The sequence below is a fragment of the Pseudomonas sp. GW821-FHT11D10 genome (assembly GCF_058808435.1).
Window position 1 is genome coordinate 73,637 of the sequence record NZ_JBXARR010000012.1, and the last position, 12,497, is coordinate 86,133.

Sequence of the window (12,497 nt, forward strand, 5' to 3'; positions counted from 1 at the left end):
CAACAACTCACATATGTGCGGGACCTAGGGGCGATCCAGGGATGAAGAAAAGTCAGAAGTTGTTCGGCGCCAGCCTGCTGGCGCTGGCGATCAGCGGATGTGCAGTGACCAGTGAACCGATCGAACGCAGTGTCAGTGAACAAAGGGCCCGGGCCGACCTGCAAAGCATGTACAAGGGCCAGGAACCGCTGAGCGGTCCGCTGACCCTGCACCAGGCTATGGCCCGCGCGGTGAAATACAACCTCGAAGGTCGCTTGAAAATCATGGAGGAAGCGCTGGCCAAGCGGCAGCTCGACCTCGCCAGTTTCGACATGCTGCCGCGCATGGCGCTGGACGCCGGTTACGTCGGGCGCAACAACGTCAGCGCCTCCAGCAGCCAGAGTGTGCGCACCGGCACCCAGTCCCTGGAACCGTCGACCTCCCAGGACCGCGACCGCGACGTCGCCGACCTGACCATGGTCTGGAACGTCCTCGATTTCGGCGTGAGCTACATCAGCGCCAAGCAGCAGGGCGACCAGCGTCTGATCGTTCAGGAACGCCGGCGCAAGGTGATCAACACCATCGTTCAGGACGTGCGCTCGGCCTATTGGCGGGCGATGGCCGCCGAACGTCTGCTCAAGCAGATCGACAGCCTGATGGCGCGGGTCGACACTGCCCGCCGCAACAGCGAAAGCATGAGCGAACAGCGCATCGGCGATCCGGTGCAGTCCCTCGGTTATCAGCGTTCGCTGATCGAAGCGACCCGGCAACTGGAAGAACAACGCCGCGCGCTGTCGCTGGCGAAAACCGAACTGGCGACCCTGATCAACCTGCCGCTGGGCACCAACCTGACCCTGGCCACCGATGACGGTTATCAGATCCCGGAACTCAAGGTCGATCTGAGCAAACTCGAACAGGAAGCCCTGACCAGCCGTCCGGAACTGCGCGAGCAGGATTACCAGACCCGGATCAGCGCCGCCGAAACCCGCAAGGCCATGCTGCGTCTGCTGCCGGGCCTGGAGTTCTCCGCCGGCGGGCATTACGACAGCAACTCGTTCCTGGTCGAGCAGGGCTGGGCCGACTACGGCGTAAAGGTCACCTGGAACCTGTTCAACGTGATCTCCGCCCCGGCGGCGATCGATGTGGCCAAGGCCGGTGAAGAAGTTGCCGCCGCGCGGCGTCAGGCAATGTCGATTGCAGTGCTGGCACAGCTTTACGTGGCCAATGCCAACTATCAGGAGGCGCTGCGCCAGTTCAAGACCAACCAGCAACTGTCGGACATCGACGGGCAAATTGTCGGTCAGTTGCGTAACCGTCGTCAGGCCGACGGCATTGGTGAGCTGGACCTGATTCAGGGCGAGCTCAACACCTTGCAGGCCGATCTGCGGCGCGATCTGTCCTACGCCGATCTGCGCAATGCTTACGGCCAGATTTTCGCCAGCGCTGGTCTCGACCCGCTGCCGGATCAGGTGCAGTCGACCGAAGTCCAGTCGATCGCCACCGCGCTGGCCAACCGCGAAGCGGCGTGGGCCTCGGGGAATATTTCGGTGCCGGTGGCCCATGCCTCCGCGCAGTGACGTATTGGCGCCGACCGCCAGTATCAGCCGTGCCCAACGCGAGGCCCGCAACGGCCATCGCGGCACGGCGATGCTGCTGACCGGCTTGCCGGCGGCGGGCAAGTCGACCCTTGCCCAGGCGTTGCACGCCGAGTTGTTCAGTCGCGGTCTGCAAAGCGTGGTGCTCGATGGCGATGGGTTGCGGGTCGGGCTCAACCGTGACCTGGGTTTTACCGATGCCGACCGCCTGGAAAACATCCGCCGTGCCAGTGAGCTGGCAGCGTTGCTGGTGGAGAACGGGCAGATCGTGATTCTGGCGATGATCGCGCCGCTGGCGGAACTGCGCGAAGTGTTTGCCCGCCGTTTGGGCGAGGACTATCGCGAGGTCTGGTGCAGCGCCGCGCTGGCGGTGTGCGAGCAGCGCGATCCGAAAGGGCATTACGCCCGGGCCCGTCGCGGCGAGTTGGCCGGATTCACCGGCGTATCGGCACCTTACGAGGCTCCGGCCCAGGCTTCGCTGGTGCTCGACACCGGCACGCTGACGGTCGAAGCCTGTCTGGACCGCTTGCTGACCTGGCTCGGCGAAACTGCGGTGTTACCCAAGGCATGAGCCGGCCGGCGTTCTCACGGTTGCCGTTGACGGTGGACCTGCCGTTGCTGTTGCAGGCGCTGGCGGCGATTGACGATGCCGCCTGGCGCGGTCATTTCAACACCGCTTATTTCGCCGGCGACTGGAGCGGCGTGGCGCTGATTTCCGCCGCCGATGCGCTGACCGAATTGTCCCCCGGCAGTGCCGAACCCGTTCAACGCGCCCCTTGGCTGAATGACCATCGCTGGCAGCAGGCCCTGCGGGATCTGCCGCTGGAAATTGTCAGTGCGCGGTTGTTGCGACTGGGCCCGGGCGGGCAGATTCATGAGCATCGCGACTACGATCTTGAAGGCGTGGACGCCGATTTGCGCCTGCACATTCCGCTGCTCAGTCCTCCCGCCGTGGACTTCTGGCTCGACGGCCAGCGGATGCCGATGACGGCGGGTGAGTGCTGGTTTCTCGATCTCGCCCGGCCGCATCGGGTCGACAATCGCGACAGCACGGCTCGGGTTCATCTGGTGCTCGATTGCCGCCCCGCGCCCTGGCTGGAGCAGATGATTGTTGATGGTTTGCCGAGCACTCCGCTGCCTGATGGCACGGAGACGGCGCTGCAGCGATTTCAACGGTTGCTGGTCACGGCCCCGGTGTTGTCCGCAACGTTGCAGGCATTGCACGACCCTGAAGCATTTATCGTCCAGACGCTGGCGTTGGCCGCTGAACGCGGTCTGCACTTTTCCCGTGAAGAACTGCTGGCGGCGATGCGCAACGGTCGTCGGTCATGGAACGAACAATGGCGTCTGTAAATTTCGACGGCTGGCTGCCGATCCGCGTCTGGAAAACCGCCGGGCAATGGCAGGTCGACTGGTGCTGGTTTGGCGACACGCCGCTGCATCAGCCGTTCTTTCGCGAGGCGGTCGAAGACGCGTTGCGCCTGCCGTTCAACCAGGCGTTCCGCCGGCAAACTCCTTTGTCGGCGCTCATGGATTGGCAAGCGCTCAGTCCGGGTCTGTCGCCGAGCGCCTTTATCCTGCACGCCTCGCGATGTGGCTCGACGCTGATCAGCCAGATGCTTGCCCGGCTCGACGATCACATCGTGGTCTCGGAGCCGCCGCCCCTTGATGCCTTGCTGCGTAGCGATCTGCCGGACGAAGAACGCCGCGCAGCCATCGCCGGATTGCTCTCGGCGTATGGTCAGCGGCGGCGCGGTACGGAGCAGCGACTGGTGATCAAACTCGACGCCTGGAGCATCGGCGAATGGCCGTTGCTGCACGAGTGTTTTCCCGATACGCCGTGGCTGTTTGTCTACCGCGATCCGCTGGAAATCGCCGTCTCGCATTTGCGTCGCCCCGGCCTGCACATGGTGCCGGGTGCGCTCGGCGATTGTGTGCTGGACGATGATTTGCCATTCGAGGGCCGCGAAGATTTCATCGCCCGGCGGCTGGGGCGCCTGCTGGAGGCGGGGTGGGTGCATTGCCGTGATTGTGCCGGGCTGGCACTGAACTACAGCGAATTGCCCGACGCGATGAGCGGGCGGCTGGCGCGGTTTTTCAAGCTGAATGCCGCGCAGTGTGAACAGGCGTTGGCGGCGACGGCGCAGCACGCGAAGCAGCCGTCACAACCCTTTGTCGTCGATGGCGAACACAAGCGCCGCGAAGCGTCGGCGTTGTTGCAGACGCGGGTCGAACATTGCGCCCGTGCTCCTTACCTCGCGCTGGAACGTTTGCGCGCGCTCACGATTTCGCCGACAGATCCGCCATCCCCTTGAGCAGTTCGATCGGCAACGGAAACACGATGGTCGAGCTCTTGTCGCCGGCAATCGAACTCAAGGTCTGCATGTAGCGCAGCTGCATGGCGCCGGGCTGGCGGCCGAGCATTTCGGCGGCCTGCATGAGTTTTTCCGAGGCCTGCAACTCGCCTTCGGCGTGGATCACCTTGGCTCGCCGTTCCCGCTCGGCTTCGGCCTGTTTGGCAATGGCGCGCACCATCGATTCGTTGAGATCGACGTGCTTGATTTCGACGTTGGCGACCTTGATCCCCCAGGCGTCGGTCTGGGCGTCGAGCACTTGCTGGATGTCGATGTTCAGGCGTTCGCGCTCGGCCAGCAGTTCGTCCAGCTCGTGTTTGCCGAGCACCGCGCGCAGGGTGGTCTGGGCCAGTTGGCTGGTGGCCATGAGGAAATCTTCGACCTGGATGATCGCTTTCTGCGGGTCGAGCACGCGGAAGTACAGCACCGCGTTGACCTTCACCGACACGTTGTCGCGGGTAATCACGTCCTGCGGCGGCACGTCGAGGACGATGGTGCGCAAGTCGACCCGGACCATTTGCTGCACCACCGGAATCAAAAGGATCAGCCCCGGCCCCTTGACCTGCCAGAAGCGTCCGAGCTGGAACACCACGCCGCGTTCGTATTCGCGCAGGATGCGGAACGTCGAGCCGGCCAGGGCGATCAGCAACAGCAGCAGCGCGACAAAACCGATTTGCAGACCCATGATCACTCTCCGAGCGGTGCCGCGTCAGTCGCGGCCACTTGCAGCAACAGGCCCTTGCGTCCGACCACGCGCACCGGTTGCCCAGTGTGCAGCGGCGTGGCGCTCAGCACCTGCCAGCGTTCTCCTTGTAATTGCACCCAGCCGTTGCGGCTGTCTTCCGGCTGCACCACCGTCACCGCCGTGACACTGCCGAGCAGGCCGGCATCGCCGCTGACCGGTTGGCGCGGTCGGGTTTTCAGGGCACGGATCAGCAATGCGATCAGCAACAGGGCGCTGACCAGTCCGAGGCCGATCATCATCGGCACCGGCAGTTCGGCGTTGCTCAGGATCAGCGCGCCGATCACGAACATGACGATGCCGCCAAGGCCGATCACGCCGTAGTTTGGAAGCGCGGCTTCGGCGATCAGGAAGGTGATGCCCAAGGTAATCAGCCACAGGCCGACCGGACTGACGGCGGTAAACGGACCGTCCGCCGCAACGACCGATCCACTCAGCAGCAACAGGGCAAGCGCACAGCAACGAATGTTCACGTGACCCTCCGCGAGAGTCAGGGCTTGTTCTTACAGTCTAGTTGAGGCTGTGGCTGGATGATTTTTGATCAATCCGCCCGCCCCGCCAGTGGGCGGATTTCCCGGTGTTCGCAGCCCGCCGGACTAGACTTTCAAGGACAGCCACAGCGTTTCATTACCGTCCGCCGCGCAGCGTCGGCGGGCACCGAGGTGCATCATGCGTATGGCCAAGAAAGTGCAGAGCAGCCTCAACCGGGCGCAATGCGAATATGACATCGTTACCCACCCGCACTCGTCCAGCAGCCTGGAAACGGCGCGGGTCTCCGGGATTGCCGCAGAACGGGTGGCCAAATCGGTGATCCTGGACGACCGTCACGGGCACTACCTGATGGCGGTGCTGCCCGCCAGCCGCCACCTGGACTTGAGCAAGGTGCGCAACAGCGGCGAATGGCAAATCACCCGCGAAAGCAATCTGGCGCACATCTTCGACGACTGCGAACGCGGCGCCGTGCCGCCGCTGGGCGATTCCTACGGCCTGGACATGGTCATCGACCCGCTGCTGACCCGGCAGAAAGACATCTACCTGGAAGCCGGCAACCACAACAACCTGCTGCACATGAGCATGCCCGAATTCCTGAAAATGGTGCCGCATGCGCAGGTGCGGGAACTGAGTCAGTAGCTTTTTTAGCGTCTGTACCGACGCCAATCGCGAGCAGGCTCGCTCCCACAGGTTCTGCGCTAAACCTGTGGGAGCGAGCCTGCTCGCGAAAAATCTTTCACACCCTTTAAATCTCGCAGGAGTTCCGACATGGAAAACCCGACGCACAGCCTCCCATCCCTGTTCAAGCAACTCGGCCTGGACAACGACCCGGTCAGCATCGACCAGTTCATCGCCACCCATTCCCCGCTCAAACCCGAACTGCACCTGTGCGACGCGTTCTTCTGGAGCAAGAGCCAGGCGGATTTCCTGCGCGACGAGATTCTCGATGATGCGGATTGGGCGGAGGTGGTGGATCAGCTGGATGTGATGTTGAGGAAGGGGCGGGCGGGGTAAAGACCGGACCTAGCCCTTGGCAGTCATAGCTCTCAAGGAAGAGAACGTCGCTTCAACTTCAAGATTGGATAAACCGATTCCGCAGGCCATTGATTCACGAGCGATTTTCACTTTTTGCTCTAAAAATGCCGCGTACGCAGATGTGTGGGGCAGACGTTCAATCGGATGTTGTCCGGAATTGGTGTTCTCGGTCGTGAATTTCTTCGTCATGGTTCAGTCCTCTCGGATGTCGGTGTTGGCGCAGTTTCAGCGAGGGACATTTCTTGTGCTGAAAGCAATTTGTTTCAAAACTTGACTGAATTTCCCCACCAATGCGATATTGATAGTTAGCAAACTAACAGTGTGTGCATTCCCTCGTGCCGAATAACCTCGACGCTCTCCAGATGAACATCAGCAGTGCCATGGTGGTGGCCGCCAGGCATTGGCGGAAGATCTGCCAGACCACGCTGGTCAATTATGGAATTTCCGAAGCCTGCGCCGTCCCGTTGTTGATGATCGGGCGTTTGGGCGAGGGTGTGCGCCAGGTGCAGGTGGCGCAGGCGGCGGGGATGGAGTCGCCGTCGCTGGTGCGTCTGCTCGATCAGTTGTGCCACGCCGGATTTGTCTGCCGCACCGAAGATGCCCAGGACCGTCGCGCCAAATGCCTGAGCCTGACCGACACCGGCCGTGAGCTGGTGCAAGCGGTGGAGGCGCAACTGGTGCGCCTGCGTCATGAAGTGCTCGAAGGCATCGACCAGCGCGATCTGGAAGCTACGCTTCGGGTACTGAGAGCTTTTGAGGCGGCCACTCCGCCAACGGTGATCAATCCGTGAACGGGTTCTTTTCCGGCATGCCCCCGGCGCGGGACTGGTTCTACGGGATCCGCACGTTCGCGGCCTCGATGATCGCGCTGTACATCGCCTTGCTCATGCAGATGCCGCGTCCTTATTGGGCGATGGCCACGGTGTACATCGTTTCCAGCCCGTTCCTCGGCCCGACCAGTTCCAAGGCGCTGTATCGCGCGATCGGTACGTTTCTCGGTGCGGCGGCAGCGGTGCTGTTCGTGCCGATGTTCGTCCAGAGCCCGTATGTGCTGGTGGTGGTCATCGCCTTGTGGACAGGGATTTTGCTGTTCCTGTCCCTGCATCTGCGCACCGCCAACAACTACGCGCTGATGCTGGCCGGTTACACCTTGCCGTTGATCGCCCTGCCGGTGGTGGATAACCCGCTGGCGGTATGGGACGTGGCCGAGTCGCGGACTGAGGAGATCTTTCTCGGCATCGCCGTGGCAGCTGTGGTCGGTGCGATGTTCTGGCCACGGCGCCTGGCGCCGGTGTTCAACGATGCCGTGGGCAAATGGTTCGCCGACGCCACGACTTACAGCCTGAAATTCCTCAGCCGCGACGTGCAGCCCGAAGAAGTCACTGCCCTGCGCATGGCCATGGTCGGCAGTTTCAATAGCCTGGAATTGATGATCGGCCAGTTGCCGCACGAAGGTGCGCGGCCGCAGACGGTGCGCAATACCAAGGAACTGCGCGGGCGGATGATCCACCTGCTGCCGGTGATCGATGCCCTCGAAGATTCGCTGTACGCCCTCGAACGGCGCACGCCGGAACTGGTGGAAAAGTTCGCGCCGCTGCTCACCGCGACCCGCGAATGGCTCGACCACAAAGACGCCGATCTCGAGCGCTGGCAAGCCCTGCGGGATCAGCTCGAAGCGCTGCAACCGAGCGCCGAAGCCCTCGAAGATCGCAAACAGTTGCTGTTTTCCAATGCGCTGTATCGCCTTGGTGAATTCATCGATTTGTGGCAGGACTGCCGCAGCCTGCAGGACGCGATTCTGTGTGAACGCCAGGACAGTTGGCGCGCGGTTTATCGTCACTGGCGCCTTGGCCGCCTGACGCCATTTCTCGACCGTGGGCTGATGCTGTATTCGGTGGCCTCGACCATCCTGGCGATCATCGTCGCCTCGGTGTTGTGGATCCTGCTGGGCTGGACCGACGGCGGCAGCGCGGTGATTCTGGCGGCGGTGTCGTGCAGCTTCTTCGCCTCGATGGATGACCCGGCGCCGCAGATCTACCGGTTCTTTTTCTGGACCGGGATGTCAGTGCTGTTCGCAAGCCTGTACCTGTTTCTGGTGCTGCCGAACCTGCATGACTTTCCGATGCTGGTGCTGGCATTCGCGGTGCCGTTCATCTGTGTCGGCACCCTGACGGTGCAACCACGCTTCTACCTCGGCATGCTGCTGACGCTGGTCAACACCTCGTCGTTCATCAGCATTTCCGGTGCCTACGACGCGGACTTCTTTGCCTTCGTCAATTCCAACCTGGCGGGCCCGATGGGGCTGTTGTTCGCGTTTATCTGGACGCTGATCGCCCGGCCGTTCGGCGCGGAACTCGCGGCCAAGCGCCTGACCCGTTTCAGCTGGAAAGACATCGTCAGCATGACCGAGCCGGCCAACCTCGCCGAGCACCGACAGCTTGGGGTGCAACTGCTCGACCGCCTGATGCAGCACCTGCCGCGTCTGGCGCTGACCGGCCAGGACACCGGCATCGCGATGCGCGAGGTGCGCGTGGGGCTGAATTTGCTCGACCTGCTCGCCTACACACCGCGAGTGACGGGCGCGCCGAACGCGTTGCTCAAGCAAGTGGTGGCAGAGGTCGGCGAGTATTTCCGGGCCTGCCTCAAGGCCGGCGAACGCCTGCCGGCGCCAAGCGCCTTGCTGATGACTATGGATCGCACCCGTCGTGCGCTCAACGGCCACGGTGATGAAGAAACCCGACTAAACCTGTTGCACGCCTTGAGCGGTTTGCGCCTGGCGCTGCTGCCCGGCGTGGAATTCGTTTCCAGTGCCGAGCCCGAAGAACCGCTGCCCGAAGGAGCGCCCCTATGATCGGTGATCTGGACATCAGCGGCATTTTCCTGCCGACCCTGCTGGTGTTGATGGGCATCACTTATGTGCTGTTTGTGTTGGTACACGGCGTGCTCACACGCCTGCATTTCTACCGTCTGGTCTGGCACCGGGCATTGTTCAACGTGGCTCTCTACGCCGTGATGCTGTACGGCGTGGACTCACTCAGTCGATACCTGATGACATGAAAAAACCGTTTCTGACCCTCGGTCGCGTCGTCCTGACGCTGCTGATCGTGACTTTCGCCGTCGTCGTGGTCTGGCGCATGGTGATGTATTACATGTTCGCGCCCTGGACCCGCGACGGCCACATCCGCGCCGACATCGTGCAGATTGCCCCGGACGTGTCCGGGCTGATCCAGCAGGTTGAAGTGAAGGACAACCAGTTGGTGAAACGCGGTCAGGTGCTGTTCAGCATCGATCAGGACCGTTTCAAACTGGCGTTGCGCCAGGCCAAGGCGGCGGTCGCTGATCGCGAAGAAACCCTCGCCCAGGCGCAGCGTGAAGCCAAGCGCAACCGTGGTCTGGGCAATCTGGTGCCGGCCGAACAGCTGGAAGAAAGCCTGTCGAAAGTGGCCCGCGCGCAATCGGCCCTGGCCGAAGCGCTGGTGGCGGTGGACAGCGCTCAGCTCAACCTCGACCGCTCGGTGATCCGCAGCCCGGTGGACGGTTACGTCAACGACCGTGCGCCACGTTCGCAGGAATTCGTCACCGCCGGGCGTCCGGTGTTGTCGGTGGTCGACAGCAATTCGTTCCACATCGACGGCTATTTCGAAGAGACCAAACTCGACGGTATCCACATCGGTCAGTCGGTGGATATCCGCGTGATCGGCGACCGCGCTCGCCTGCGCGGGCATGTCGAAAGCATCGTCGCCGGTATCGAAGACCGTGACCGTTCGAGCGGCAGCAACCTGCTGCCCAACGTCAATCCGGCGTTCAGCTGGGTGCGGCTGGCGCAACGGATTCCGGTGCGCATTGCCTTCGACGACGTGCCGGATGACTTCCGCATGATCGCCGGGCGTACCGCCACCGTGTCGATCATCGACGATCAACCGCAGGAGCCCGCGAAATGAGCAGGGCTCTGATGATCGCCGGGCTGGGCATGATGCTGTCGGCCTGCTCGATGGTCGGGCCGGACTATCACGTGCCCGAAGACGCGGCGATCCAGCGCAAGGATTTCCAGGGCGACCTGGCGGTGGCCGGCAAGCCGGTGGTGTCGGCCCCGGTGCCGGCGGACTGGTGGCGGCTGTATCAGGATCCGCGTCTGGATCAACTGGTGCAGCAGGCCATGGCGTCCAACACCGATCTGCGGGTGGCGGCGGCGAACCTGTCGCGGGCCCGTGCGCAGGTCGATGAAGCCGAGGCGGCCGGTGGCTGGAGCGGCGGCGTGAAAATGGGCGCGCAACGTTTGCAGGAATCCGGCGAGGCATTCCTGCTGCCGGAGAAAGTGCCGGTGGCCAACATCGGCGATATCGGCATCAGCGCGTCCTACCAGTTCGATCTGTGGGGCACCCTGCAACGCGGGATCGAAGCGGCCAAAGCCAACGCCGATGCGACCCAGGCCGCTGCCGACACCGCGCGCATCACCCTGGTTGCCGACGTGGTGCGCGCCTACACCCAGGTCTGCGCTGCGAACGAGGAACGGGAAATCGCCCAGCACTCCCTCGACCTGCAATCCCAGAGCACCACCCTGATCCAGCGTCTGCGCGATGCCGGGCGCGGCGACGAAACCCAGGTCACCCGTTCGCAGACCCAATTCAAATCACTGCGCGCCGACATGCCGCGTTATGAGGCGGCGCGTCAGGCCGGGTTGTTCCGGCTGTCGATGTTGCTGGCCAAGCCTGTCGATCAACTGCCGGCCGGCACCGCGACCTGCGCCGAACTGCCGAAAATCGCTCAACTGGTGCCGGTGGGCGATGGCGCAGCGCTGCTCAAGCGCCGGCCGGACATCCGACAGGCCGAGCGACGTCTGGCAGCTGCGACGGCCGGAATCGGCATCGCCACCGGCGAGCTGTATCCGGACATCAGCTTCGGCGCGACGATCGGCACTGTCGGCATTCTGGACAACCTTGGCAAACCCTCCACCAATCGCTGGGGCTTCGGCCCGTCGCTGAGCTGGAGCGTGCCGACCAACGGCGCCCGCGCCCGCATCCGCGAAGCCGAAGCCACGACCCAGGGCGCGCTGGCGCATTTCGACGGCGTGGTGCTGAACGCCATCCGCGAAACCCAGACCGGCCTGTCCCAGTACTCCGCGCTGCTGCAACGCCGCGATGCGCTGGCCGATGCCGAGCAGTCGGCGAAACTGGCGGCGGACCAGACGCACCGCTTCTTCCAGGCCGGCCGCGAGTCGTTCCTCGCCGACCTGCAGGCCACCCGCACCTACACCGACGTCACCGCGCAACTGGCCGCCGCCAACACCCAGGTTGCCATGAGCCAGATCGATTTGTTCCTCGCCCTGGGCGGCGGTTGGGAAAGCGGACGAACGCAAGCCTCGAGCGCCAGCAAACCCTGAGGCCGTTGCTATGCTTTGAAGTATTGAAAGGGCGCCCCGAACCAGGCGCCTTTTCAGTGCACATCGCTAGCGCAGGTCTAGGGGAAACCAATAATGAAAAACCCTTACGCTCTCGGCTTCTGGTGCGCCCTGGTAGCCCTGGTGCTGCTGTCGGCCACCTATTTCTACGGCATCATGCTGGCCCACCAGATCGACAAGGCGATGGTCTTCCTCGACAGCACCGTGGCGCTGATCGCGGTCATGGCGATCGTGGTCGTGGCGTCGGCGCTGGTGCAAAGCCAGCGACTCAAGAAACGCCAGCTCGAGCAAAGCAAGACGCTACTGCTGATCTGGGACACCAAAGTCGCGCTGCGCAAAGTCGAAACCGTGTTCGACCGCTACTTCTGGGGCAGCTACTGGCAACCGGGGCGGACCTTCGCCGAAGTCATGGGCGAACTCACCGGCACGCCGCTGGAAAAAAGCCTCGAAGCCCTGAAAAAACAATGCCTGGCCCTCGACCGGCAAGTCGCCGACGACGGCTGGCACTGGCTCAACAATGCCCGCGAACTGTCGGACGTCGCCACGGCCATGGCCCGCGAGCGTTATCAACTGGACTTCTGCGACCCGCGCAGCGACGGGCCGGGCGGGGCGGTGATCGACCGGGATTTCGAAGTGCTGGTGTACACCTGGACCGCACGGCTGAAAAGCTTCGACCATCAGCTCGATGAGATCGAGGTGCAATATTCCTGATCCTGAAAAGATCGCCGAACCCGGCGATCTTTTTGTTTGTCCATGACTAGTCGACACTCTTTAACCTTTAAACATTGGGCCGCGTCGCACTGCCAGTGCTAATCTCCACCGCTAAATTCAGCGGAGTCGCGCCACGGCCCGGTCACGGGTTCAGGGAAGACGACCACACTTTCAGCCACGGAAATCGATCA

At 63.0% G+C, this 12,497-nt stretch carries 15 protein-coding genes; 12 read left to right on the plus strand and 3 right to left on the minus strand.

What is annotated here, in order from left to right; all coding sequences use genetic code 11:
• The first annotated feature begins 41 nt into the window (after nucleotides 1-41).
• Genes AC1RT4_RS27135 through AC1RT4_RS27150 form a run of 4 tightly spaced genes read left to right on the plus strand, consistent with a single transcriptional unit; the run spans nucleotide 42 to nucleotide 3,889 of the window.
• A complete protein-coding gene (locus AC1RT4_RS27135) occupies nucleotides 42-1,556 on the plus strand; it encodes a TolC family protein (RefSeq protein WP_007957681.1) in 1,515 nt (504 codons plus the stop codon).
• On the plus strand, nucleotides 1,540-2,145 hold the full coding sequence (gene cysC / locus AC1RT4_RS27140) for an adenylyl-sulfate kinase (RefSeq protein ID WP_433898842.1): 606 nt from the start codon (nucleotides 1,540-1,542) through the stop codon (nucleotides 2,143-2,145). The genes AC1RT4_RS27135 and cysC overlap by 17 nt, the downstream gene beginning before the upstream one ends.
• Nucleotides 2,142-2,927 carry an aspartyl/asparaginyl beta-hydroxylase domain-containing protein gene (locus AC1RT4_RS27145; RefSeq protein ID WP_493089149.1) on the plus strand — a complete coding sequence of 262 codons (786 nt, stop codon included), beginning with the start codon at nucleotides 2,142-2,144 and terminating at the stop codon, nucleotides 2,925-2,927. The genes cysC and AC1RT4_RS27145 overlap by 4 nt, the downstream gene beginning before the upstream one ends.
• Nucleotides 2,915-3,889, plus strand: coding sequence for a sulfotransferase family protein (locus AC1RT4_RS27150; RefSeq protein WP_493089151.1), 975 nt, complete (start codon nucleotides 2,915-2,917; stop codon nucleotides 3,887-3,889). The genes AC1RT4_RS27145 and AC1RT4_RS27150 overlap by 13 nt, the downstream gene beginning before the upstream one ends.
• On the opposite strand, the gene AC1RT4_RS27155 is transcribed toward AC1RT4_RS27150, so the two are convergent.
• On the minus strand, nucleotides 3,855-4,613 hold the full coding sequence (locus AC1RT4_RS27155; RefSeq protein WP_007957673.1) for a slipin family protein: 759 nt from the start codon (nucleotides 4,611-4,613) through the stop codon (nucleotides 3,855-3,857). The genes AC1RT4_RS27150 and AC1RT4_RS27155 overlap by 35 nt on opposite strands.
• A 2-nt stretch (nucleotides 4,614-4,615) precedes the next feature.
• On the minus strand, nucleotides 4,616-5,143 hold the full coding sequence (locus AC1RT4_RS27160; protein WP_179693074.1) for an NfeD family protein: 528 nt from the start codon (nucleotides 5,141-5,143) through the stop codon (nucleotides 4,616-4,618).
• Between the two features lie 196 nt (nucleotides 5,144-5,339).
• On the opposite strand from AC1RT4_RS27160, the gene AC1RT4_RS27165 reads away from it, so the two are divergent.
• A complete protein-coding gene (locus AC1RT4_RS27165) occupies nucleotides 5,340-5,801 on the plus strand; it encodes an aminoacyl-tRNA deacylase (RefSeq protein ID WP_493089153.1) in 462 nt (153 codons plus the stop codon).
• A 129-nt stretch (nucleotides 5,802-5,930) separates the two neighbouring features.
• Nucleotides 5,931-6,176 carry a DUF2789 domain-containing protein gene (locus AC1RT4_RS27170; protein WP_197870268.1) on the plus strand — a complete coding sequence of 82 codons (246 nt, stop codon included), beginning with the start codon at nucleotides 5,931-5,933 and terminating at the stop codon, nucleotides 6,174-6,176.
• Nucleotides 6,177-6,185: 9 nt separating this feature from the next.
• On the opposite strand, the gene AC1RT4_RS27175 is transcribed toward AC1RT4_RS27170, so the two are convergent.
• Nucleotides 6,186-6,386 carry a hypothetical protein gene (locus tag AC1RT4_RS27175; protein WP_493089155.1) on the minus strand — a complete coding sequence of 67 codons (201 nt, stop codon included), beginning with the start codon at nucleotides 6,384-6,386 and terminating at the stop codon, nucleotides 6,186-6,188.
• A gap of 173 nt (nucleotides 6,387-6,559) precedes the next feature.
• Between AC1RT4_RS27175 and AC1RT4_RS27180 the strand changes: the two genes are divergently transcribed.
• From AC1RT4_RS27180 to AC1RT4_RS27205, 6 genes are all read left to right on the plus strand, one after another.
• Nucleotides 6,560-6,988, plus strand: coding sequence for a MarR family winged helix-turn-helix transcriptional regulator (locus AC1RT4_RS27180; RefSeq protein ID WP_011331882.1), 429 nt, complete (start codon nucleotides 6,560-6,562; stop codon nucleotides 6,986-6,988).
• A complete protein-coding gene (locus AC1RT4_RS27185) occupies nucleotides 6,985-9,048 on the plus strand; it encodes an FUSC family protein (protein ID WP_493089158.1) in 2,064 nt (687 codons plus the stop codon). The genes AC1RT4_RS27180 and AC1RT4_RS27185 overlap by 4 nt, the downstream gene beginning before the upstream one ends.
• Nucleotides 9,045-9,254, plus strand: a complete 210-nt coding sequence (locus tag AC1RT4_RS27190) for a DUF1656 domain-containing protein (RefSeq protein ID WP_007957657.1) — start codon at nucleotides 9,045-9,047, stop codon at nucleotides 9,252-9,254. Before AC1RT4_RS27185 ends, AC1RT4_RS27190 begins: the two co-directional genes overlap by 4 nt.
• The gene (locus AC1RT4_RS27195; protein ID WP_129973835.1) at nucleotides 9,251-10,138 is read left to right on the plus strand and encodes an efflux RND transporter periplasmic adaptor subunit; all 888 of its coding nucleotides are present in this window, start codon (nucleotides 9,251-9,253) and stop codon (nucleotides 10,136-10,138) included. The genes AC1RT4_RS27190 and AC1RT4_RS27195 overlap by 4 nt, the downstream gene beginning before the upstream one ends.
• Nucleotides 10,135-11,577, plus strand: a complete 1,443-nt coding sequence (locus AC1RT4_RS27200; protein WP_064382679.1) for an efflux transporter outer membrane subunit — start codon at nucleotides 10,135-10,137, stop codon at nucleotides 11,575-11,577. The genes AC1RT4_RS27195 and AC1RT4_RS27200 overlap by 4 nt, the downstream gene beginning before the upstream one ends.
• A 93-nt stretch (nucleotides 11,578-11,670) precedes the next feature.
• The gene (locus AC1RT4_RS27205) at nucleotides 11,671-12,306 is read left to right on the plus strand and encodes a hypothetical protein (protein ID WP_007957651.1); all 636 of its coding nucleotides are present in this window, start codon (nucleotides 11,671-11,673) and stop codon (nucleotides 12,304-12,306) included.
• The last annotated feature ends 191 nt before the right edge of the window (nucleotides 12,307-12,497 follow it).